Source organism: Streptomyces sp. NPDC087440 (assembly GCF_044744005.1).
GTDB lineage: Bacteria > Actinomycetota > Actinomycetes > Streptomycetales > Streptomycetaceae > Streptomyces.
In genome coordinates this window covers 89,587-112,037 of record NZ_JBIUXN010000007.1, presented here as the reverse complement: position 1 = coordinate 112,037, position 22,451 = coordinate 89,587, and the positions used below count along the sequence as shown (strand labels likewise).

Genomic DNA, 22,451 nt, shown 5'->3' with positions numbered 1-22,451 from the left:
CGGGCTGATGGCCGTGCCGCTCGCGTTCTTCGGGCTGTTCTTCGCCTACCCGGTCGTCGCGATCGTGGGGCGGGGCCTGAAGTCCGGCGGGACCTGGCAGTTCGGGCGGATCGGGGAGGTGCTCGGCGACCCCGACATCGGCGGCGTGCTGTGGTTCACCACCTGGCAGGCCGCCGCCTCCACCGCGCTCACCCTGCTGCTGGCCCTTCCGGCGGCGTACGTCTTCGCCCGGTTCGACTTCCCCGGCAAGCAGCTGCTGCGGGCCGTGGTCACCGTGCCGTTCGTGCTGCCGACGGTCGTGGTGGGCAGCGCCTTCCTGGCCGTGCTCGGGCGGGGCGGACTGCTCGCCGAGCTGTGGGGCGTACGGCTGGACACCAGTGTGTGGGCGATCCTGCTCGCGCACGTCTTCTTCAACTACGCGGTCGTCGTACGGACCGTGGGCGGCCTGTGGTCGCAGCTCGACCCCCGGCAGGAGGAGGCGGCCCGGGTCCTGGGAGCGGGGCGTTTCGCCGCCTGGCGGAAGGTGACCCTGCCCGCGCTCGCGCCCGCCGTGGCGGCGGCCGCGCTGATGGTGTTCCTCTTCACCTTCACCTCCTTCGGGGTCGTGCAGATCCTGGGCGGGCCGTCCTTCTCCACCCTGGAGGTGGAGATCTACCGGCAGACCGCCCAGTTCCTCGACCTGCCGACGGCGGCCGTCCTCACGCTTGTGCAGTTCGCGGCGGTCGGCGCGATCCTCGCCGTGCACGCCTGGACCGTACGGCGCAGGGAGAGCGCGCTGCGGCTCGTCGACCCGGCCCGCACGGCACGCCGTCCGCGGGGGGCGGGGCAGTGGGCGCTGCTCGGCGGGGTGCTGGCCACCGTGCTCGTACTGATCCTGCTGCCGCTCGCGGTGCTCGTCGAGCGCTCCTTCGACGGCCCCGACGGCTACGGCTTCCGCTACTACCGGGCGCTCCAGTCGGCCGACGGGGGCGGCGGGACCTTCCTGGTACCGCCGTTGGAGGCGGTCTGGAACTCCCTCCAGTACGCCGTCGTGGCGACCCTCATCGCCCTGCTGGTGGGCGGTCTGGCCGCGGCCGCGCTCACCCGGCGGGCGGGGCGGCTCGTGCGGGGCTTCGACGCGCTGCTGATGCTGCCGCTCGGGGTGTCCGCCGTGACGGTCGGCTTCGGCTTCCTGATCACCCTCAACCAGCCGCCGCTGGATCTGCGGACCTCGTGGATCCTGGTGCCGCTGGCGCAGGCGCTGGTGGGGGTGCCCTTCGTCGTACGCACCATGCTTCCGGTCCTGCGCGCGGTCGACGGGCGGCTGCGGGAGGCCGCGGCCGTGCTCGGGGCGTCGCCGCTGCGGGCGTGGCGGGAGGTCGACCTGCCGCTGGTGCGGCGGGCGCTGCTCGTCGCGGCCGGGTTCGCCTTCGCGGTGTCGCTGGGCGAGTTCGGCGCGACCGTGTTCATCGCACGGCCCGACAACCCGACGCTGCCGGTGGCCGTGGCCCGGCTGCTGGGGCGGGCCGGAGACCTCAACTACGGGCAGGCGATGGCGCTCAGCACGATCCTGATGGTCGTGTGCGCGGTGTCGCTGCTGGTGCTGGAACGCATCCGGCCCGACCGATCCGTATCCGGGGAGTTCTGACATGACCGACAACGCCGGACCGCTGCTGGATCTTCAGGCCGCCACCGTGCGCTTCGGTGCGCGGGCGGCGCTCGACGCGGTCGATCTGCGGGTCGCCGCGCACGAGATCGTGTGTGTGCTCGGGCCCAGCGGCAGCGGCAAGTCCACGCTGCTGCGCGCGGTGGCGGGGCTTCAGCCGCTGGACTCGGGGCGGGTGCTCCTGAAGGGCGCGGACCAGACGGGCGTACCGGTGCACAAGCGCGGGGTGGGCCTGATGTTCCAGGACCACCAGCTCTTCCCGCAGCGTGACGTGGGCGGCAACGTCGCCTTCGGGCTGCGGATGCACGGCGCCGGGCGGGCCGAACAGGCCTCGCGTGTCGAGGAGCTCCTTGAACTCGTCGGTCTGCCGGGCGCGCAGCGGCGGGCCGTCGCCACGCTCTCCGGCGGCGAGCAGCAGCGCGTCGCCCTGGCCCGCGCGCTGGCCCCCCGGCCCGCCCTGCTGATGCTCGACGAACCGCTGGGGCAGCTCGACCGCAGCCTGCGCGAGCGGCTCGTGGTCGAACTGCGTCAGCTCTTCGGGAGGCTGGGCACCACGGTCCTGGCCGTCACCCACGACCAGGGCGAGGCCTTCGCCCTGGCCGACCGGGTCGTCGTCATGCGGGACGGCAGGATCGCCCAGTCCGGCACCCCGTTGGAGGTGTGGCAGCGGCCCGCCTCGGAGTTCGTCGCCCGGTTCCTCGGCTTCGACAACGTGGTGGAGGCGACGATCACCGGCGAGGCCGCCGACACCGTCTGGGGCAAGATCCCCGTCCCGGCGGGCGCACCGCAGGGCGGGGCCCGGCTGCTCGTGCGGCCCGCCGGTGTCCGCCTGGTGCCGGTCGCCGACGGGCTGCCCTGCACGGTGCTCGCCCGGACCTTCCGGGGTCACCACGTCGCCGTACGACTGCGGCCCGCGGACGGTCCGCCGCTGGAGGCCGAGTGCCCGCTGCGGGACGCGCCGGAGGTGGGCGCCGAGGTGGGGGCGGTGTTCGCGGCGGACGAGGTCGTCCTGCTGGAGGGGTGACGCGGGTCAGCGGGCCGTGTCGACCAGGGGCCGTGGCGCGTCGGGCTCCGCGCCCGTCTCGCCCTCGTGCTTGCCGTACCAGGCGACCGCGACCGCACCCGCCACGGCCAGCACGAAACCGATGATCGCGACCCAGGCGAACCCCGGCCGGGAGGCGTCGCCCAGCCAGACCACGCCGATCAGGCCGGGCAGCACCGTCTCGCCCACCACTAGGGCGGCGGTGGCCCCGTTGACCGAGCCGATCTGGAGGGCCACCGTGTGCAGGTACATGCCGCCGATGCCCGCGATGAGGATGGCGTAGAGGGCGGGGTCGGCCAGCAGGGTCCCGAGATCGAAGGGGTCCACTCCGTCGAGGATGCGGACGCCCACGCCCAGCGCGCCGAAGCCGAGGCCCGAGAGGAGACCGGCGAGGATCGCGGCGCCGGCGCCCATCAGCCGTACCGCCACCGTGCCCAGCACCATCAGCGCCACGGAGACGCCGAGCAGCCACCAGTGGGTGGCCCGCTCGGTGTGCCCGCTGCCCTCGTGGCCCGCCGCCGTCGCCAGCAGCACCAGCGAGCCGCAGACGACCGCGATGGACGTCCACTCCTTGCGGCTCAGCCTGATGCCGAGCATCTTCACGCTCAGGACGGCGGTGATGACCAGGTTGGCGCTGATGACAGTCTGGGAGAGGAACAGCGGCAGCATGCGCGCCGCCAGCGCACCGAGGCCGAAGCCGACGAAGTCCAGGACGGTCCCGACGATGAACTCCCAGGTCATCGCCGCCTTCGCGGTGGAGGAGAGGCTGGGGCCGCCGTGCTGGGTGACCCCGGCGGCCGCACTGGCCGCCGAGGCCGCCTCGCGGCGGGCGGACTTGCGTGAGCCGACGGCTTGCAGGACGGAGCCCGTGCCGTAGCAGACCGAGGCCGCGATGGCGGTGATGAGGCCGATGAGCACCAAAAGCTCCGTTCACGGATGTGCGAGTCGTACGTGTCGTACGAGGACGTCTTACTGTCCTCCGACTACGAGACGTGCGTTTCCCCGGGAACGTTGCCTCGGATTCGGCCGTACGTGGCGGAGCCCGGTCAGGTGGCCCGCTCGGCGGCGCTGCGCTCGACGCAGAATTCGTTGCCCTCCGGGTCGGCAAGGGTCACCCAGCCGGTGCCGTCGGGCTTGCGGTGGTCCGCCACCAGTGTGGCGCCGAGCGCCAGGACGCGCTCGACCTCCTCGTCGCGGGTGCGTTCCTGGGGCTGGAGGTCGAGGTGGACGCGGTTCTTGACCGTCTTCGGGTCGGGGACCCGGACGAAGAGGACCCCGAGGCCCGGCGTCCGGAGCAGGGCCTCGGGGTCACCGGGGAAGTCGTCGTCGGCGAGCGGCGCTTCGAGCACCGCCGACCAGAAGGAGCCCAGCTTGTGGGCGTCGGCGCAGTCGATGGTCACGTGTCGTACGAGAGTAGGCATGCGCGCCACTATGACCGCCCGGCCGTACGGGCACTACCGAATTCCGTGCGGGGTTTCAGGACCGGGGAATCTCGCTGGACCGCAGGCGCTCCAGGGCGGCCGGGGCCTCGGCGACCGTGTCGACGAGGGCGATGCGGTGTTCCATCGGGCGCTCCCGGGCGAGGGCCTGGAGGAGCGGCCAGGCGGGGAGGCGTTCGGTCCAGTGGGCGCGGTCCACCAGGACCATGGGGGTGGGTTCGCCGCGCGACTCGTAGTAGTTCGGGGTCGCGTTGTCGAAGATCTCCTGTACGGTCCCGGCCGCGCCGGGCAGGAAGACGACACCGGCGGTGGAGCGGGCCAGCAGGCCGTCCTCGCGGGTGGCGTTGGCGAAGTACTTGGCGATGTGGGAGGCGAAGGCGTTCGGCGGCTCGTGGCCGTAGAACCAGGTGGGGATGCCCACCGACTCGCCGCCCTCGGGCCAGCGGGAGCGCACCGCGAAGGCGGCCTCGGCCCAGGCGGTGACGGAGGGGGTGAAGGACGGGGCCTTGCCGAGGATCGTGAGGGCCTCGTCCAGCACGGTGTCCGGGTGCGGGGCGGCGTAGGCGCCGAGGTTCGCCGCCTCCATCGCGCCCGGCCCGCCGCCGGTCGCCACGGTCAGCCCGGCGCGGGCCAGGCTGCGGCCGAGGCGGGCGGCCCCGGCGTAGGCGTCGGTGCCCCGGGCCATGGCGTGCCCGCCCATGACGCCCACCACGGGGGAGTCCAGGACGTACTCGTCGAGGGCGTCGGAGATCGCGTCGTCGTGGACCGAGCGCAGCATCGAGGCGAATATGTCGCCGTCGGATTTGGTGCGCTGGAACCACGCGTAGGCCAGGGCGTCGGGCGTCGCCTCGTAACCGCCGTCGGCCAGGCCCTCGAAGAGCGAGTCGGGGGAGTAGAGGAGCCCCCGGTAGGGGTCGAAGGGGAGGTTGGGCACCGGCGGGAAGACGAGCGCCCCGTCCGCGCGGACCTTGGCACCCGCCTCGTCGCTCATCGGGCAGCCGAGGAAGACCGCCTCGGACGCCTCGGTGGCCAGCAGGGCCTGCGTACGGTCCGTCAGGTCGACGGACTGGACGCGGTAGCCGCTGAGGGGGCCGCGGGCGACGACCTGGTCGAACTCGGCCAGCGTCTCGATCTCGTTGTCGTGATCCGGGTGTGGGCGCACCGGGCCATCGTAGGCGGCGGCCGTCCGGGCACGGGAGGGGGCTCGGAGCGGGAGTTCGGACGGCGGCGTGCGCGCGGGAGTGGGCGCCGCGCAGGGACCGGCGGCGCCCACGGGAGAAGGAGTTCTACGGTGCCAGGGGCGCGGCCGCGAGCGTGGCCAGGGCCCAGGTGAGCGGGGCGAACAGGGCGACCAGCGCGATCAGCCGGGTGAGGGCGGCCGCGCGCAGGGTCTGGGCGGCGGCGCCCTGACGCAGCAGGGCCCGGGTGGTGGCGGCGCGGGCCTGCCGGGTCTCCAGGGCCACCAGGACCAGGGTCGCCGTCGTGCAGGCCAGCACCAGGGCGACGCCGAGCCCGGTGAGCGGCCCGAAGGAGGGGCCCGGGGTGCGGGAGTACAGGGTGGCGGCGGCGATCAGGCCGGAAGCGGTCGCGCACACCACCCCGAGGGGGCGGCCGATCCGTCCGGCCTCGCCCTGGAGCACCCGCCCGGCGAGGAGGCGTACCGCACCGGGGCGGGCGGCCTGGAGCAGGAAGCCGCACAGGTGGACCAGCCCGGGACCCGCCAGCGCCAGGCCCAGCGCGGTCAGCGACCATCCGGCCAGCACGCCCGCCGGGGCGATGTCGGCGTGCCCCGGCAGCGGCAGCACCCGGCCGGGACCGCCGCCCCGGCTCGTGTACGTCTCGACGGCGAGCCCGGCGGCGGTCAGCGCGACGCCCCACGGCAGACCGACGGGCGGCGAGGTGACGAGGGACGCGACGGCAGGAGCGGCGGCAGGCGCGAGGGTCGCGGTGGCCGTCCCGTGCGGGCCGCCCTGGGAGACGTGCGGGCCGCCCTGGGAGACGTACGGAGTGGGCGCGTCCGGCCTGCCGTCCCCGGGGTGGGCGGCCGTGGCGGGGGCCCGTGAGCCGCCCCGGGGGCGCAGGGTCCAGGCGGTTGCGGCCGAGGCGGTCAGGGGGGTCAGGGTGAGCAGGATCAGGACCGCGGCCAGCGGCAACGGGCGGTCGGCGGCAAGGAGTTCGGTGGCGCCGCCGTCGAAGGGCAGGCCCGTCAGGTCGCCCCGCAGGTGCAGGAAGACGAGCAGGGCGACCATGCTGCCGAGGGTGCAGGACAGGGCGGTCGAGGCGGCCGCCGTGGCCGCCAGCCGGGCCGGGCCCAGGCCCACGGCGGAGAGGCCGGGGCGGGGGCGGGTGCTGGGGTCCGTACGGGCCACGGCCACCGCGAACTGCACTGCTGCGGCCAGCGGGGCCAGGCACCACAGCAGCCGCAGCAGCGAGGAGGTGGTCTGGGCGGGGTGGGAGAGGGCGTGGCCCAGCGTGCCCAGCAGGAGGAAGCCGACGCCCGCCGAGGCCGCCGCGACGAACAGGCGGCGCAGCAGGACCAGGGGGTGCGAACCCCGGGCTAGGCGGAGAGCGAGCACGCGGCCCGGCCCTCCGTTCCGGTGCCGCCCGCAGCCGTCGCGGCGGCCCGGCGGCCGTCCAGGAGGGGGACGGCACGGTCCGCGAGGGCGGCGACCTCCGGGTCGTGCGTGGCCAGGACGACGGTCAGGGAGTGCGAGCGGGCCGCGGTGGTGAGGGTGCGCAGCACCTGGGCGGCGTCCGAGCGGTGCAGCGGGGCGGTGGGTTCGTCGGCGAACAGGACCGACGGGCCGGTGGCCAGGGCGCGGGCGATGGCGACGCGCTGGCGCTGGGCCTGGAGGAGGGCGGCGGGGCGCTTGCGGGCGACGGCACCGATGTCGAGGCGTTCCAGCCACTCCAGGGCGGTGGCCTTCGCGGCCTTGTGGCCCTCGCCGCGCAGCAGGAGGGGGAGCGCCGCGTTCTCCCAGGCGGAGAGCTCGGGGACGAGGTCGGGGGAGGAGGAGATCCAGGCGAAGCGGTCCCGGCGGAGCCGTTCGCGGGTGAGGGCGCCCATGGTGTGCACGGGGACGCTGTTGAACCAGACCTCGCCGTCGTCCGGGAGCAGCTGTCCGGAGAGGCAGTTCAGGAGGGTCGTCTTGCCGCTGCCGCGCGGGCCGGTGACGGCCAGGATCTCGCCCTCGCGGACGGCCAGCGACACGTCGACGAGGGCGGGGGAGCCCTCGTGGGCGTGGTGCAGGGAGCGGGCCCAGAGGACGTCGTTGTCCGGTGGGGCGTTGTCCGGCGGGACCACCATGGCGTACACCTCGTGTCAGGTTCAGATCGAATTTCCCGTCCCCCTTCCGGGGGAACGAAACACGGAGCCGATCGGTCACTGCGCACCGTAGGGATTCGCGGTGCGGAGGTGGGTGTGGCACGGCAGACGTACGGCCCGGACGCCTCCCGTTCTCACTGGAACGGGTGCATCCGGGCCGTACGAACAGATCGACGCACCTGCTGGCGGATCAACGCACCTGCCGGTCGACGCGCCTGCTGCTTACAGCTTGGTCCAGGCCTCGGTGAGGACCGCGCGCAGGATGGACTCGATCTCGTCGAAGGTCTCCTGGGTGGAGATCAGCGGCGGGGCGAGCTGGACGACCGGGTCGCCGCGGTCGTCGGCCCGGCAGTACAGGCCGTTCTCGTACAGCGCCTTGGAGAGGAAGCCGTACAGGACGCGCTCGGTCTCCTCGTCGGTGAAGGTCTCCTTGGTGTCCTTGTCCTTCACCAGCTCGATGCCGTAGAAGAAGCCGTTGCCGCGGACGTCGCCGACGATCGGCAGGTCGAGGAGCTTGCGGAGCGTCTGGTAGAACGCGTCCTCGTTGTCCAGGACGTGCTGGTTGAGGCCCTCGCGCTCGAAGATGTCGAGGTTGGCGAGGCCGACGGCGGCGGAGACCGGGTGGCCGCCGAAGGTGTAGCCGTGCAGGAAGGTGTTGTCGCCCTGGTAGAACGGCTCGGCGATCTTGTCCGAGACGATGCAGGCGCCGATCGGGGAGTAGCCCGAGGTCATGCCCTTGGCGCAGGTGATCATGTCCGGGACGTAGTCGAACTTGTCGCAGGCGAACATCGTGCCCAGGCGGCCGAAGGCGCAGATGACCTCGTCGGAGACCAGGAGCACGTCGTACTTGTCGCAGATCTCGCGGACCCGCTGGAAGTAGCCGGGCGGCGGCGGGAAGCAGCCGCCGGCGTTCTGCACCGGCTCCAGGAAGACGGCCGCCACGGTCTCCGGGCCCTCGAAGAGGATCTCCTGCTCGATCTGGTCGGCGGCCCAGCGGCCGAAGGCCTCCGGGTCGTCGCCGTGGATCGGGGCGCGGTAGATGTTGGTGTTCGGCACCTTGTGCGCGCCGGGGACCAGCGGCTCGAAGGGGGCCTTCAGGGCGGGGAGGCCGGTGATGGACAGGGCGCCCTGCGGGGTGCCGTGGTAGGCGACCGCACGCGAGATGACCTTGTACTTGGTGTGGTGGCCGCGCAGCTTCCAGTACTGCTTGGCGAGCTTCCACGCGGTCTCGACGGCCTCGCCGCCGCCGGTGGTGAAGAAGACCTTGTTCAGGTCGCCCGGCGCGTAGTGCGCGAGCCGCTCGGCCAGCTCGACGGCCTTCGGGTGGGCGTAGGACCACACCGGGAAGAAGGCCAGCTCCTGGGCCTGCTTGTACGCGGTCTCCGCGAGCTCGTGGCGGCCGTGACCGGCGTTGACCACGAACAGGCCGGAGAGGCCGTCGATGTAGCGCTTGCCCTTGTCGTCGAAGATGTGCGTGCCCTCGCCGCGCACGATCGTCGGCACGGGGGCGTTCTCGTACGACGACATGCGGGTGAAGTGCATCCACAGGTGGTCGTACGCGGTCTTCGAGAGGTCCTTGCCGGTGGCAGGGTTGCTTGTGGCACTCACGGCTATCGGGTTCCCCACATGTAGGTCTGCTTCTTGAGCTTGAGGTAGACAAAGCTCTCGGTGGAGCGCACGCCGGGAAGGGTCCGGATGCGTTTGTTGATCATCTCCAGGAGGTGGTCGTCGTCCTCGCAGACGATTTCCGCGAGGAGGTCGAAGGAGCCCGCCGTCACGACGACGTACTCGACCTCCGCCATGTCGGTGAGCGCGTCCGCGACCGGATCGAGGTCGCCCTCCACATTGATGCCGACCATCGCCTGCCGACGGAAGCCCACGGTGAGCGGGTCCGTGACGGCGACGATCTGCATGACGCCCTGGTCGAGCAGCTTCTGCACGCGCTGGCGCACGGCGGCCTCGGAGAGACCGACCGCCTTGCCTATGGCGGCGTACGGACGGCGGCCGTCCTCCTGGAGCTGCTCGATGATCGCCAGGGAGACGGCATCGATCGCCGGGGAGCTTCCGCTGCCGGGCCTGGGTTCTGCGCTACGACTGACCACAGGGCCACTCTGCACGAGGTCTCGTCCGTCTCGCAAGAGCAAACCGATGAAATTCGTTGTTCGTGCGTCAGAATTTGACTGAATCCGAAGTTCTTGGAGGGTGGGTATGTCGAAAGCGATACCCCACTGACTAGTGTGGGTGTCTCACCCACCGGACATCGACGAGGGAGAGTGGCCGTGACCACCGAGCTGCGCCGTCTGCGCAACTACATCGCAGGAGAGTTCCGCGACGCCGCCGACGGGCGGACCACCGACGTGATCAATCCGGTGACGGGCGAGCCGTACGCGACCGCGCCGCTCTCCGGCCAGGAGGACGTCGACGCCGCGATGGCCGCCGCCGCCGAGGCGTTCCCCGCCTGGCGCGACCTGACGCCCGCCGAGCGGCAGAAGGCACTGCTGAAGATCGCGGACGCCTTCGAGGAGCGCGCGGAGGAGCTGATCGCCGCCGAGTCGGAGAACTGCGGCAAGCCGCTGGGCATCACCCGCAGCGAGGAAATCCCGCCGATGGTCGACCAGATCCGCTTCTTCGCGGGTGCGGCGCGGATGCTGGAGGGCCGCAGCGCGGGCGAGTACATGGAGGGCCTGACCTCCATCGTGCGCCGTGAGCCGGTCGGCGTCTGCGCGCAGGTCGCGCCGTGGAACTACCCGATGATGATGGCGGTGTGGAAGTTCGCCCCGGCGCTCGCCGCGGGCAACACCGTCGTGCTGAAGCCCTCGGACACCACCCCCGCCTCCACCGTCCTGATCGCCGAGATCATCGGTGGCATCGTGCCGAAGGGCGTCTTCAACGTCGTCTGCGGCGACCGTGACACGGGCCGTGCGATGGTCGAGCACAAGACCCCGGCGATGGCCTCCATCACCGGTTCGGTACGCGCCGGCATGCAGGTCGCCGAGTCCGCGTCCAAGGACCTCAAGCGGGTCCACCTGGAGCTGGGCGGCAAGGCCCCGGTCGTCGTCTTCGAGGACACCGACATCGCCAAGGCCGTCGAGGACATCTCGGTGGCGGGCTTCTTCAACGCCGGCCAGGACTGTACGGCGGCCACCCGCGTTCTCGTCCAGGAGTCGATCCACGACGAGTTCGTGACCGCGCTCGCCAAGGCGGCGGCCGACACGAAGACCGGGCTGCCGGACGACGAGGACGTGCTCTACGGGCCGCTCAACAACGCCAACCAGCTCAAGCAGGTCACCGGCTTCATCGAGCGCCTCCCCGCGCACGCCAAGGTCGAGGCGGGCGGTCAGCGGGTCGGCGACAAGGGCTACTTCTACGCCCCGACCGTCGTCTCGGGCCTCAAGCAGGACGACGAGATCATCCAGAACGAGGTGTTCGGGCCGGTCATCACCGTCCAGTCCTTCACCGACGAGGCGCAGGCGCTGGAGTGGGCGAACGGCGTCGAGTACGCCCTCGCGTCCTCCGTGTGGACCAAGGACCACGCGCGCGCCATGCGCATGTCCAAGAACCTCGACTTCGGCTGCGTGTGGATCAACACCCACATCCCGCTGGTCGCCGAGATGCCGCACGGCGGCTTCAAGAAGTCCGGCTACGGCAAGGACCTCTCCGGGTACGGCTTCGAGGACTACACCCGCATCAAGCACGTCATGACGTCCATCGAGGGCTGAGACGGGCTGATGCGGGAGTCCCCCGGCCGCTGAGACGGGGTGACGGATTGTGGGGCGGGCAGTAGGCAGAGTGTCTATTGCCCGCCCCTCGCACATCGGGAAAGGGTGAGCACCATGGGTGATCTTGGTCGCGTTTCGCGTCGTCTCTCGCGCCGTACGGTGCTCCGCGGTATCGGGTACGGAATCGGCACGACGGGGGCGCTCGCCGCCCTCACCGGGTGCGGTGTTCCGGCCGCATACGTGAAGCCGGGCGACCGCGCCGGTACGGACTCCTCCGACCGGGACAGGAACCTCCAGTTCGCCAACTGGCCCCTTTACATCGACACCGACGAAGAGGACAAGTCGAAGCGGCCCACCCTGGTGGAGTTCACCAAGCGGACCGGGATCTCGGTGCGGTACACCGAGGAGATCAACGACAACGACGAGTTCTTCGGCAAGGTCAGCCCGGCGCTGATGAACCACCAGGAGACCGGCCGCGACCTCATCGTCATCAGCGACTGGATGGCCGCTCGTTTCGTACGTCTCGGGTGGGTCCAGGAGATGGACCGGGCCAAGCAGCCCAACGTGGCCAAGTACCTGGACCCGCAGCTGCTCAACCCCGCCTTCGACAAGGGCCGCCGGCACGCGGTGCCGTGGCAGTCGGGGATCACCGGGATCGCGTACAACCGCAAGAAGCTCGGCCGCGAGATCAAGCACACCTCGGACCTGTGGCGGCCCGAACTCAAGGGCAAGGTGACGCTCTTCTCCGGGCTCGACGAGAGCTTCTCGCTGCTCATGCAGGGTCTCGGCGTCGACGTCACCCGGTGGGTCGCGGACGACTTCCACACGATGTGCGAGCAGGTCGAGAAGCTGGTCACGACCAAGCACATCCGCCGCTTCACCGGCAACGACTACGTCAAGGACCTGGCCAGCGGCGACGTGCTCGCCTGCCAGGCGTACTCCGGCGACGTCATCCAGCTCCAGGCCGACAACCCCGACATCGAGTTCGTGGTGCCGGAGGAGGGCGCGGAGCTGTGGGCCGAGTCGCTGATGATCCCCAACCTCGCGAAGCACAAGCGCAACGCCGAGAAGCTGATCGACTACTACTACGACCCCGAGGTCGCGGCCGAGCTCGCCACCTGGGTCAACTACGTCTGCCCCGTCCCGGCGGCCCGCGACATCATCGCCTCCTCCAAGGACGAGGAGACGGCGGCCCTCGCCGAGGACCCGCTGATCTTCCCCGACGGCGACGTCCGCAAGCGGCTCCAGATCGCGCGGGACATCACCGCCGAGGAACGGCTGGAGTTCGCGAAGCGGTGGAACTCGATCGTGGGGCTGTAGCGGGAGGTTGCGGTGACCCCGAGGAACCCCGGGTTTCGGCTCTCCCCGGCCGGGGGCGTAAACGGCCAGTCTCCCGCACGGGGCGGCGGCGTTGAGTGTGGGGGACCTGTAAAGCTCACGTAAAGGCCCTCGTACGCTGCGGACATGAACGAACCCGCCGCCCTCCTGAGGCGCATCCGCGTGTGGTTGATCTTCTTCATCGTGTGCCTCGTGCTGAGCGGACTGACCGCCTTCCCGCTCGTCACGGAACTCAACTGGCTGACCGGCGTGCTGCGTTCGTCCCCGCTGCCCGACGCGATGCCCGGGTTCATGGAGTGGATCGAGCGGTGCCGGGAGGGGCTCGTCGCCACCGAGGCGGCGTACCCGTTCGTGCTGTACGGGACGGACTGGCTGGCCTTTGCGCACCTGATGATCGCGGTGGCGTTCTACGGGCCGTACCGCGATCCGGTGCGGAACGTCTGGGTGATCGAGTTCGGCATGATCGCCTGCGCCGGGATCATCCCGCTCGCCCTGATCTGCGGGCCGATCCGGGGGATTCCCTTCGGGTGGTCGCTGATCGACATGGCCTTCGGGGTGTTCGGGGTGATCCCGCTGGCGATCGTGCGGCGGAAGATCAAGCGGCTGGAGGCGCTGACGGCTCCGATCGCGTTGTCGGCGCGGGCCGCCCTGAGCGGCTGAGGGTCGGCGTGGGCCGCTCTCAGCGGCTGAAGGCGGCACGGAGGATGCGTACGGCGGTCGGATTCATGTCCTTGCCCTTCGCGTCCGTGGAGTTGACGGAGTGGACGAGGGTGCGGGACAGGTCGCGCGGGGCCGCGATGATCGCGTTGTAGCCCCAGCGGCCGCCCGTCTTCAGCCACAGGATCTGCCCGTTCCCGGCGTCGAAGCGCTGGAGGCCGGCGCTCATGTTCGCTCCCTCGATGTCGGGGACCGTGAACATCTCCTCCAGGAGCGGGCCGCGCACCACCTGGCCCCGGAAGAGCGCCTTCAGGAACGTCTCCAGGTCGGCCGTGGTGGAGACGAGGTCGCCCGCCGCCCAGGCTTCCGTCGTCCCCCACACCGACACGTCGCGCAGCTCCGTCGAGCCGTCCGGCTTCGGGAACACCTGGTAGCCGTGGTTGTGCGGGCCCTCGATGCGGGGGTTCGAGCCGGGGAAGTAGGTGCCGTGCAGGCCCAGCGGGCGCAGGATGCGCCGGGCCACGGCCTCTTCGTACGAGGTCCCCGACACCTTCTCGATCAGGAGCCCGGCGATCGTGTAGCCGATGTTGCCGTACTTCTGCACCGTGCCGGGCACCGTGTGCTCCCCCTCCTTTGTGGGCGAGGTCGCCGAGGCGACCGCCGCGCGCGCCGAGCGCAGGTCGAAGCGGTGCGCGTACCACTCCTCCAGGTTCCTGCCCACGCTGTCGGGGGCGGGGATGCCGTGCGTGTGGTTGAGGAGCTGGCGGACCGTCACCGTGTCGTACGCAGCGGGAATGTCGGCCGGGAGGTAGGCGCGGACCGGGCGGTTCAGGTCGACCCTGCCCTCGGCGGCCAGCCGCAGCACGGTCGCGGCGGTGAACACCTTGGTGACCGAGCCCGCCCGGAAGCGGGCGTCCGGGTCGGCGGGTCGGCCCGACGCCAGGTCGTGGACGCCGGAACTGCCCTGCCAGTCCCGGCCCTTGCCGCTTACCCGGACGAGCGCGGCCGTGGTGTCCGCGCTCGGGAGCCCGGCGATCGCGGCGCGGAGGGCCTCGGTGTCGGGCCCAAAGGCCTGGTGGGAGGCGGTCGGTGCGGGGTGCGCGAGGGCCGGTCCCGCGGCCACCGGCCCCGCGGCGAGGCCGAGCACCAGGGCGGCGGCGAGGGCGGTTCGGGTGCGTGCGCCGAGGCGGTTCATGGCGGGGCCTTCCGGCTGGGGGATCCCCGTGGGGGAGTCCGGGTGACGGCTGATGGACTCCATCCTTGTGATCCCGGGCCGTGCGCGGATCGCCGGTGGGAGCGGTTCCGGCGGCCGGATTTCCTCCCCCGGGCGGGGGAGGGCGCGAGCGGGTCATCCCCCGCCGGAGGGAGCGATCAGCCCCGTGTCGTACGCACAGATCACGGCCTGGATGCGGTCGCGCAGCCCGAGTTTGGACAGGACGTTGCCCACGTGCGTCTTCACCGTGTGCTCGCTGACGGTGAGGGCCGTCGCGATCTCGGCGTTGGAAAGGCCGCGCCCCAGGTGCAGCAGGGTCTCCCGCTCGCGCGTGGTCAGGACGTCCAGCCGGTCCGAGGGCGGGAGCGCGACCGGGCGGGACGTGAACTCCGCGATCAGCCGGCGCGCCACCGTCGGCGCGACCAGCGACTCCCCGGCCGCCACCACTCGTACCGCGTGCACCAGGTCGTCCCGGCGTACGTCCTTCAGGAGGAAGCCGCTCGCGCCCGCGTGCAGCGCGTCGTACACGTACGCGTCGGAGTCGAAGGTCGTGAGCATGACCGTACGGGTCGTGCCTTCGGAGGTGATCGTGCGGCAGGCCTCGATGCCGTCCGTCCGGGGCATCCGGATGTCGAGCAGCGCCACGTCCGGCGCCAGCCGGCGTACCGCCTCGACGGCCGCCGCCCCGTCGCCCGCCTCCGCGACCACCTCGATGTCCGGCTGCGCGTCCAGGATCATCGCGAAGCCGCTGCGTACGAGCTCCTGGTCGTCCGCCACCACCACCCGGATCGTCAACTCCCCACCTCCGACGGGGAGGTTACAAGTACGGCCGTCAGCCTGAATCCCCTGCCCCCTGGGCCCGGGCCCGCCGTTGCCGAACCGTCGTGCGCGGCGGCCCGCTCGCGGACGCCGATCAGGCCGTGGCCCGCGCCGGGGGCGGTCGCGGGGCCCCGTCCGTCGTCCGTGACGGTGATCGTCAACTGCCCGTCCCCGTAATGCAGTTGTACGGTGACCTGCTGGGCCCCGGCGTGTTTGACGACGTTCGTCAACGCCTCCTGCACGATGCGGTACGCCGTCGCGCCGAGCGCGGGGGAGAGTGGGCGGGGGTGGCCCGTGGAAAAGTGGGACACTTGCGGGCCGTTGTGTCCCACTCTTTCCGCCAACCCCGGCAACTCCTCGATCCCCGGCTGCGGCGCGAGCGGAGCCGGTGAACCGTCAGGGGTGTCCCGCAGCACGCCCAGCATCCCGCGCAGCTGCGTCATCGCCTCCCGGCCCGTCTCCGAGATCGCGTCGAACGCCGCCTCCGCCCGCTCCGGCGCGGTCCGCACCGCCACCGGTCCGGCCTCCGCCTGCACGATCATGATGCTCACCGCGTGCGAGAGGACGTCGTGCATCTCCCGCGCGATACGGGCCCGTTCGCGGGCCGCCGCCTGCTCGGCCTCGATCCGGTTCGCCCGTTCCAGCTCCGCCGCGCGCTCCTCGACGGCCCTCGTGTACGCCTGCCGGGTGCGGGTCAGCCGCCCGAAGACGTACGAGGCACAGAAGACGACCAGCGTGAACATCAGCTCCCGCAGCCAGTCGTCCCGCCCCCGCCACACCACCGACACCACGGCGACCGCCATCGTCAACGTCCCCGCGACCTGCCGGTGCGGACCGGGCGTCAGCGCGGCGACCGAGTAGAGCGCCACCATGCTCGTGTACGGCAGCGTCTGGCCAGGGCCGTCGACCGCGAGCCCGTACAGGCCCTGCGCGCACAGCACCGCCAGCAGTACGGACAGGGGTGCGCGCCGCCGCCACACCAGCGGCAGCACGGTGAGCGTGGTCAGGCCGTACGCGGCGAGCGTCGCCGGGGCCTGGTCCGGGGACCGGGGGATCAGCCACGGGAAGCTGACGGCGATCTGGACGAGCGCGGCCGTGCCGAGGTCCGGGGTCCGGGGGTGGGCGAGCAGGTGGCGGGCGAGTGTCACCGGCGTTCGGGCTTGATGGCCACCGCACCGAACTGGGCCACCGAGGGATCCGTGCAGCGCCATTGGGCGCAGGACACGATTCCCGGGTCCAGGATCTCCAAGTCGTCCAGGAACGAGGCGAATTCGGCGGCCGTGCGGGTGCGGATCGGCGGGGTCGCGTTCTCGTTCCAGAAGGCCATCGCCGCCTCGTTGCCCTCGCCGCCCAGCTCCAGGGTGGGGTGGGTCAGCGCGAGATGGCTGCCCGGCGGGAGGGCGGCCATCAGGGTCCGTACGATCGACCGCGCCTCGGCCGTGTCCGCCACGAAGTTGAGGATGCCCAGCATCGTCACGGCGACCGGGCGGTCCAGGTCCAGGGTCTCGGCGGCGGCTTCGAGGATCTTCTCCGGGTCGCGGGTGTCCGCGTCGACGTAGGCGGTGGCGCCCTCGGGAGTGCTGGTCAGGAGGGCGCGGGCGTGGGCCAGGACCACCGGGTCGTTGTCCGCGTAAACGATGCGGGAGTCGGGTGCGATGCGCTGGGCGACCTCGTGCGTGTTGTCGGCGGTGGGCAGGCCCGTACCGATGTCGAGGAACTGGCGCAGACCCGCCTCGCCCGCCAGGTAGGAGACCGCGCGGCCCAGGAAGCGGCGGTCGGCGCGGGCGACCTCGCCGATGGACGGGTAGAGGAAGGTGACCTGGTCGCCGACGGTGGCGTCCACCGGGTAGTGGTCCTTGCCGTGCAGCCAGTAGTTCCAGACGCGGGCGCTGTGGGCGATGTCGGTGCGTATGTCGGCGGGCATGCGGCGCGTTCTCCTCCGGCGCGGGGGTGGTGGGACGCCATCATGCCGGATCGGTCAACTGTGGTGTCGGGTGCGGTACTTGGTGATGGTGCGGGCGAGGAGGTCGAGGCGGTTGGTGGTGATCGCGTCGACGCCCGCGACGAGCAGGCCGTGCAGGCTGCGGGCCGTGTCCGGGGTCCAGGCGGAGACCAGCAGGCCGTCCCGGTGGGCCCGGTCCACGAGGGCGCGGTCGACGAGCGGGAAGCGGTAGTTCAGCCAGCGGGGGGTGAGGGCGGCGATCACCTCGGGGCGGGGCGGCGCGCCGCTCGTCCAGGTCAGGGCGATCTCCGCGTGCGGGTCGGCGGCGCGGACCCGGAGCATCGCGGCCGGGCCGCCGCAGTAGTACGTCCGCCCGCTCGCGCCCGCCTCGTGGACGACGCCCACCACTTTCCGTACGACGTCGTCGTGGGCGCCCGGGAGATCGAGCATCAGGCGGTGCGCGCCGACCGCGAGGATCGCCTCGCGCAGGGTCGGCACCCCGTGCCCGGTCAGGTCGTCGACCTCGGCCTTCGTGAGGTCGACCAGCCAGCGGTCGTGGCCCCAGAGCCGGTCCAGCTTCTCGTCGTGCAGCAGGACCGGCACGCCGTCGCGGGTCAGCCGCACGTCCACCTCGACCGCGTCCGCGCCCAGGTCCAGCGCGGAGCGGATCGAGGCGAGGGTGTTCTCGCGGAAGCGGTACGGATCGCCGCGGTGGCCCACGGCGAGGACGGGGTGACGGTCACGGTCGGTGCTCATGGGGTCATTCTTCGGGAAGGGACGGCCTCCCGCGCGCTCGGCGACAGGCCGTCCCCGGGGGTCAGCGCGCCAGCCAGTCGTTCGTGTAGGCGTCGATCTCGGCGGAGAGCTTCGCCTTGCCCGCCTCGTCCAGGAAGGACGCCTTCACCGCGTTCTTCGCCAGCTCCGCCAGACCCCGCTCGTCCAGGTCCAGGAGGCGGGCGGCGACGACGTACTCGTTGTTCAGGTCCGAGCCGAACATCGGCGGGTCGTCGCTGTTGATCGTGACCAGGCAGCCCGCCGCCACCATCTCCTTGATCGGGTGCTCGTCCAGGGTGGCGACGGCGCGGGTCGCGATGTTGGACGTCGGGCAGACCTCCAGGGGGATCTGCCGCTCGGCGAGGTGCGCCAGCAGCTTCGGGTCCTGGGTGGCGCTGGTGCCGTGGCCGATGCGCTCGGCGCGCAGGTCGGTCAGGGCGTCCCAGATGGTCTCCGGGCCCGTCGTCTCGCCCGCGTGCGGCACGGAGTGCAGACCGGCCTCGATCGCCTTGTCGAAGTACGGCTTGAACTGGGGGCGCGGCACGCCGATCTCCGGACCGCCGAGGCCGAAGGAGACCAGGCCCTCGGGGCGGTGCTCCAGGGCGAGCCGCACCGTCTCCTCGGCCGACTCCAGGCCCGCCTCGCCGGGGATGTCGAAGCACCAGCGCAGGACCACGCCGAGCTCGGACTCGGCGGCCTTGCGGGCGTCCTCGATGGCCTCCATGAAGGCGGCCTCCGGGATGCCCCGGCGGGTCGAGCTGAAGGGGGTGACGGTCAGCTCGGCGTACCGGATGTTCTGCCGGGCCATGTCGCGGGCCACCTCGTAGGTGAGGTGGCGGACGTCCTCGGGGGTGCGGATCACGTCGACGACGGCCAGGTAGACCTCGATGAAGTGCGCGAAGTCGGTGAAGGTGAAGAACTCGCGGAGCGCCTCGGGGTCGGAGGGGACCTTCGAGTCCGGGTGCCGGGCGGCCAGGTCGGCGACGATCCGGGGGGAGGCGGAACCGACGTGGTGGACGTGCAGCTCTGCCTTGGGCAGGCCCGCGACGAAGGGGCGCAGGTCTGACATCGGTTCCTCCTGGTGCGGTGCGGGGGCCCGTGCCGGGTGCGTACCGGAGAGGTACGGAGGGGGTGACGGGCGGGTGCGGGGTGGTTCGGGATCATCGTAGGCGGGGCACTGCGCCATGTGGGGTACGCCGTAGCATGACCGGGAACCGCCGATGGGGGAGAACCATGTCAGACAACACGCCGCAGCCGAACGGGACCGGGCCGTCGGGTGCCCCCGACCCGTGGGCACCGCCGGAGGACTCCGCTAACAGGGTGCCGCTGGACAAGCCGGGGGCCGGTGCGCCCGGTGGGCCGTACGGCAATCCCGTGCACGACCAGCCGACGGTGACGTCGATGCCGGGGGCCGGGACGGACGGGCTGCCGGGGGCGCCGACGGCTCCGGGAGCGCCCGGGGTGCCGGGGGCTCCGGCGGCGTACGGGTATCCGTCGGGGGCGCCGACGGGGGCGCCGGGCGAGTACGGGTATCCGCCGGCCTATCCGGGGGCGAGCACGCCGGGTGCATCGCCCTACCCGGGGTACCCCGGGTACACCGGATACCCGGGGGCCGGTGGGTGGACGGGTGCCGCGCAGCCGCAGAACGGGTTCGGCGTGACGGCGATGGTGCTCGGCATCCTCTCCATCTGCCTCTTCTGCATGTACCTCGGCGTGATCCTGGGGCCGATGGCGCTGATCTTCGGGATCCTGGGCCGCAAGAAGGCGGCGCGGGGCGAGGCGACGAATCCGGGCATGGCGCTGGCGGGGATCATCACGGGGTCGATCGGACTGGCGATCGGCGTGGTGGTCATCGGACTGGTCGTCTGGAGCGTGGCTTCGCACTCGTAGGGGGGGCGTGGGGGGCCTCTGCGTACGGTGCACCGGCACAGGTGCTGGGCCAGGGGCGGCACCGGTCTGGGCCGGTAGCGGGAGGGGCCGCCCCCTTGCCCGCCCGTTCCGCCCCCGGGGGGCGGCCCCGCCGCCCAAGGGGGCTGGGGGGAAGGGGAGGGGGCGGCTCCGCCGCCAGGGCTATGGCTGCCCGAAGGGCATGCCATCCAGGGGCGCGGGGAACTGCGCGACCAGCCACGACGCACCCGCACATCCAACGGCCCAGCCCAAGCGCACCCGCACATCCAACGGCCCAGCCGACGCGCACCCGCACGGAACGGGACCCGCGACGCCCCCGCACCCGACGCCCCCCTCACAACCCCAGCGCAGCCCTCGTGTCCATGAGGGCGAAGCCCAGGAGGTTGAGGCCGCGCCAGGCGGCGGGGTCCTCCGCGCGGGGATCGTCCGCCGCCAGGCCGATGCCCCAGACGCGGTCGAGGGGACTGGCCTCGACCAGCACGCGCGACCCCGTGCCGAGCAAGTAGGCGCCCAGGTCCACGTGCTGCGTGAACTTGTGGACGTTGCCGGAGACGACGATGTCGTACCGCGCATCGGCCCAGACCGACTCGTCGAAGTCCCGGACCAGGCGCCCCGCCTTCTTCGCCGCCGCCGGTGACGTCGCCCCCAGAGCCGCCCGCTCCGCCTCCGCGTCGCCGAAGAGCACCGCCTTGCGGGCCATCATCCAGTGCTCGGCCGTGGCGTACCGCACCCCGTCCACCGTGAACGGCGACGGCCACCACTGGCTGAATATGCTCGGCCCCAGCGACCCGTCCGGTCGCGGACGGTGACCCCAGAAGTGCAGGAACTTCACCCGCTCGCCCCTGCTGACCTGCGCCGCAAGCTCCTCGATCTTCCCCATGCATGCGAGTCTGGCATTCGCCACTGACACTCCGTACGGAATTTCCGCGCCAACTCGACACACGGTCGACCGAATCCGTCGCGTAACCAAAAGGCAACAACGGAATCACTTGTTGGTGGCGAACTGCTCTGTCAGGATCGGCAATCAAATCAAGCTGGAGCTACGCCGACCCCCGTATGACGGGGTGAACGGCGGAGGAGAGCGTCATGGGCAACCGCTTCCAGGTGCAGGACCGCTTCGAGGGCGGCGCACAGTACATCGGCGGGCAGTTGCGTCCCGGTACCTCGGGTCGTACTCACACGGTCGTGAACCCCGCCACGGGCGAGGGGATCTACACGTACGAACTGGCCGGGAGAGACGACGTCGACGCCGCCGTGGCGGCGGCCAAGGCGGCCTTCCCTGGCTGGTCGGGGGCCACCCCCGGTGAGCGCTCCGACGCCATGCACAGGTTCGCCGCCGTGCTCGCCGAGCAGGCCGAGGACTTCGCGTACGCCGAGTCGCTCCAGTGCGGCAAGCCGATCAAGCTGTCGCGGGAGTTCGACGTACCGGGGACGGTCGACAACGTCGCCTTCTTCGCCGGGGCCGCCCGTCACCTGGAGGGCAAGTCCGCCGGGGAGTACGACGGCGACCACACCTCGTACGTCCGCCGTGAGGCGATCGGCGTCGTCGGGTCCATCGCGCCCTGGAACTACCCGCTCCAGATGGCCGCCTGGAAGATCCTCCCGGCCATCGCCGCGGGCAACACCATCGTGCTGAAGCCCGCCGAGCTGACCCCGTTCACCTCGCTCATGTTCGCGCAGGCCGCGACGGAGGCCGGGCTGCCCGACGGGGTCATCAACATCGTCACCGGCGCGGGCAAGGACGCGGGCGAGCACCTCGTCGGCCACCCGGACGTCGCGATGACCTCCTTCACCGGCTCCACCCCGGTCGGCAAGCGCGTCGCCGAGATCGCCACCTCGACGGTCAAGCGGCTGCACCTGGAACTGGGCGGCAAGGCCCCCTTCCTGGTCTTCGACGACGCCGACCTGGAGGCCGCGGTCAACGGCGCGGTCGCGGGCGCGCTCATCAACACCGGCCAGGACTGCACCGCCGCCACCCGCGCCTACGTGCAGCGTCCGCTCTACGACGCCTTCGTCAGCGGCGTCGCGGAGCTGATGGAGTCCGTACGCCTGGGAGACCCGTTCGAGGAGACCACCGACCTCGGTCCGCTCATCAGCTTCGCCCAGCGCGACCGGGTCGCCGCCATCGTGGACCGGGCCCGGGCGTACGCCCGGATCGTCACCGGCGGCGAGGCCCCGCAGGGCGACCTCAAGGACGGCGCGTACTACCGCCCGACCCTGATCGCCGACGCCGCCCAGGACAGCGAGATCGTCCAGGACGAGATCTTCGGCCCGGTCCTGGTCGTGCTGCCCTTCGACAGCGACGACGAGGGCATCGAGCTCGCCAACGACACCCCGTACGGCCTGGCCTCCTCGGCCTGGACCCGCGACGTGTTCCGGGCGAACCGCGCCACCCGCGAGATCAAGGCGGGCTGCGTGTGGGTCAACGACCACATTCCGATCCTCAGCGAGATGCCGCACGGCGGATACAAGGCCAGCGGCTTCGGCAAGGACATGTCGGCGTACTCCTTCGAGGAGTACACGCAGGTCAAGCACGTCATGTTCGACAACACCGCGGTGGCCCGCAAGGACTGGCACCGCACGATCTTCGGGGACCGATAAAGAGTCCGCTTGACCAGCGGCAACCCACC

Annotated in this window: 20 protein-coding genes and 1 pseudogene; 7 read left to right on the top strand and 14 right to left on the bottom strand. The window is 71.8% G+C overall.

Annotated features, from left to right (window positions below):
• The first annotated feature begins 7 nt into the window (after positions 1-7).
• Both ACIO3O_RS16775 and ACIO3O_RS16770 read left to right on the top strand, forming a co-directional pair.
• A complete protein-coding gene (locus ACIO3O_RS16775) occupies positions 8-1,627 on the top strand; it encodes an ABC transporter permease (RefSeq protein WP_401746519.1) in 1,620 nt (539 codons plus the stop codon).
• A gap of 1 nt (position 1,628) precedes the next feature.
• Positions 1,629-2,669, top strand: a complete 1,041-nt coding sequence (locus ACIO3O_RS16770; protein ID WP_401746114.1) for an ABC transporter ATP-binding protein — start codon at positions 1,629-1,631, stop codon at positions 2,667-2,669.
• Positions 2,670-2,675: 6 nt separating this feature from the next.
• On the opposite strand, the gene ACIO3O_RS16765 is transcribed toward ACIO3O_RS16770, so the two are convergent.
• The 7 genes and pseudogenes from ACIO3O_RS16765 to ACIO3O_RS16735 all read right to left on the bottom strand — a co-directional run bounded on the left by ACIO3O_RS16765 (position 2,676) and on the right by ACIO3O_RS16735 (position 9,553).
• Positions 2,676-3,605, bottom strand: coding sequence for a hypothetical protein (locus ACIO3O_RS16765; RefSeq protein ID WP_401746111.1), 930 nt, complete (start codon positions 3,603-3,605; stop codon positions 2,676-2,678).
• A 134-nt stretch (positions 3,606-3,739) separates the two neighbouring features.
• Positions 3,740-4,108: pseudogene (locus tag ACIO3O_RS16760) on the bottom strand (VOC family protein); the annotation flags it as partial.
• 55 nt (positions 4,109-4,163) lie between these two features.
• A complete protein-coding gene (locus ACIO3O_RS16755; protein WP_401746108.1) occupies positions 4,164-5,288 on the bottom strand; it encodes an LOG family protein in 1,125 nt (374 codons plus the stop codon).
• Positions 5,289-5,412: 124 nt separating this feature from the next.
• Positions 5,413-6,702 (bottom strand): hypothetical protein, encoded by a 1,290-nt coding sequence (locus ACIO3O_RS16750; RefSeq protein WP_401746105.1) that lies wholly within the window; start codon positions 6,700-6,702, stop codon positions 5,413-5,415.
• On the bottom strand, positions 6,684-7,433 hold the full coding sequence (locus tag ACIO3O_RS16745) for an ABC transporter ATP-binding protein (RefSeq protein ID WP_401746102.1): 750 nt from the start codon (positions 7,431-7,433) through the stop codon (positions 6,684-6,686). The genes ACIO3O_RS16750 and ACIO3O_RS16745 overlap by 19 nt, the downstream gene beginning before the upstream one ends.
• 240 nt (positions 7,434-7,673) lie before the next feature.
• Positions 7,674-9,077 carry an aspartate aminotransferase family protein gene (locus ACIO3O_RS16740; protein WP_401746100.1) on the bottom strand — a complete coding sequence of 468 codons (1,404 nt, stop codon included), beginning with the start codon at positions 9,075-9,077 and terminating at the stop codon, positions 7,674-7,676.
• The gene (locus tag ACIO3O_RS16735) at positions 9,062-9,553 is read right to left on the bottom strand and encodes an Lrp/AsnC family transcriptional regulator (RefSeq protein ID WP_401746097.1); all 492 of its coding nucleotides are present in this window, start codon (positions 9,551-9,553) and stop codon (positions 9,062-9,064) included. Before ACIO3O_RS16735 ends, ACIO3O_RS16740 begins: the two co-directional genes overlap by 16 nt.
• Before the next feature lie 177 nt (positions 9,554-9,730).
• Between ACIO3O_RS16735 and ACIO3O_RS16730 the strand changes: the two genes are divergently transcribed.
• The 3 genes from ACIO3O_RS16730 (at position 9,731) to ACIO3O_RS16720 (ending at position 13,168) form a co-directional block, all read left to right on the top strand.
• On the top strand, positions 9,731-11,170 hold the full coding sequence (locus ACIO3O_RS16730; protein ID WP_401746095.1) for a gamma-aminobutyraldehyde dehydrogenase: 1,440 nt from the start codon (positions 9,731-9,733) through the stop codon (positions 11,168-11,170).
• 114 nt (positions 11,171-11,284) lie between these two features.
• On the top strand, positions 11,285-12,490 hold the full coding sequence (locus ACIO3O_RS16725) for a spermidine/putrescine ABC transporter substrate-binding protein (RefSeq protein ID WP_401746092.1): 1,206 nt from the start codon (positions 11,285-11,287) through the stop codon (positions 12,488-12,490).
• Between the two features lie 144 nt (positions 12,491-12,634).
• A complete protein-coding gene (locus ACIO3O_RS16720) occupies positions 12,635-13,168 on the top strand; it encodes a hypothetical protein (protein ID WP_401746089.1) in 534 nt (177 codons plus the stop codon).
• Positions 13,169-13,187: 19 nt separating this feature from the next.
• On the opposite strand, the gene ACIO3O_RS16715 is transcribed toward ACIO3O_RS16720, so the two are convergent.
• The 6 genes from ACIO3O_RS16715 to ACIO3O_RS16690 all read right to left on the bottom strand — a co-directional run bounded on the left by ACIO3O_RS16715 (position 13,188) and on the right by ACIO3O_RS16690 (position 18,982).
• A complete protein-coding gene (locus ACIO3O_RS16715; RefSeq protein ID WP_401746086.1) occupies positions 13,188-14,360 on the bottom strand; it encodes a serine hydrolase domain-containing protein in 1,173 nt (390 codons plus the stop codon).
• A gap of 153 nt (positions 14,361-14,513) precedes the next feature.
• Positions 14,514-15,173 (bottom strand): response regulator, encoded by a 660-nt coding sequence (locus ACIO3O_RS16710; protein WP_401746083.1) that lies wholly within the window; start codon positions 15,171-15,173, stop codon positions 14,514-14,516.
• The gene (locus ACIO3O_RS16705; protein ID WP_401746081.1) at positions 15,170-16,345 is read right to left on the bottom strand and encodes a sensor histidine kinase; all 1,176 of its coding nucleotides are present in this window, start codon (positions 16,343-16,345) and stop codon (positions 15,170-15,172) included. The genes ACIO3O_RS16710 and ACIO3O_RS16705 overlap by 4 nt, the downstream gene beginning before the upstream one ends.
• Positions 16,342-17,121: an SAM-dependent methyltransferase gene (locus ACIO3O_RS16700; RefSeq protein ID WP_401746079.1), complete on the bottom strand. Its 780-nt coding sequence runs from the start codon at positions 17,119-17,121 to the stop codon at positions 16,342-16,344. The genes ACIO3O_RS16705 and ACIO3O_RS16700 overlap by 4 nt, the downstream gene beginning before the upstream one ends.
• A 54-nt stretch (positions 17,122-17,175) precedes the next feature.
• Positions 17,176-17,895 (bottom strand): glycerophosphodiester phosphodiesterase, encoded by a 720-nt coding sequence (locus tag ACIO3O_RS16695; RefSeq protein ID WP_401746076.1) that lies wholly within the window; start codon positions 17,893-17,895, stop codon positions 17,176-17,178.
• A 61-nt stretch (positions 17,896-17,956) separates the two neighbouring features.
• Positions 17,957-18,982, bottom strand: a complete 1,026-nt coding sequence (locus tag ACIO3O_RS16690) for an adenosine deaminase (RefSeq protein WP_401746074.1) — start codon at positions 18,980-18,982, stop codon at positions 17,957-17,959.
• 164 nt (positions 18,983-19,146) lie between these two features.
• Between ACIO3O_RS16690 and ACIO3O_RS16685 the strand changes: the two genes are divergently transcribed.
• Positions 19,147-19,803, top strand: coding sequence for a DUF4190 domain-containing protein (locus ACIO3O_RS16685; protein WP_401746072.1), 657 nt, complete (start codon positions 19,147-19,149; stop codon positions 19,801-19,803).
• A gap of 352 nt (positions 19,804-20,155) precedes the next feature.
• On the opposite strand, the gene ACIO3O_RS16680 is transcribed toward ACIO3O_RS16685, so the two are convergent.
• On the bottom strand, positions 20,156-20,701 hold the full coding sequence (locus tag ACIO3O_RS16680; protein WP_401746069.1) for an NADAR family protein: 546 nt from the start codon (positions 20,699-20,701) through the stop codon (positions 20,156-20,158).
• 206 nt (positions 20,702-20,907) lie between these two features.
• Between ACIO3O_RS16680 and ACIO3O_RS16675 the strand changes: the two genes are divergently transcribed.
• Positions 20,908-22,422, top strand: coding sequence for a gamma-aminobutyraldehyde dehydrogenase (locus ACIO3O_RS16675; RefSeq protein ID WP_401746066.1), 1,515 nt, complete (start codon positions 20,908-20,910; stop codon positions 22,420-22,422).
• Positions 22,423-22,451: the final 29 nt, after the last annotated feature.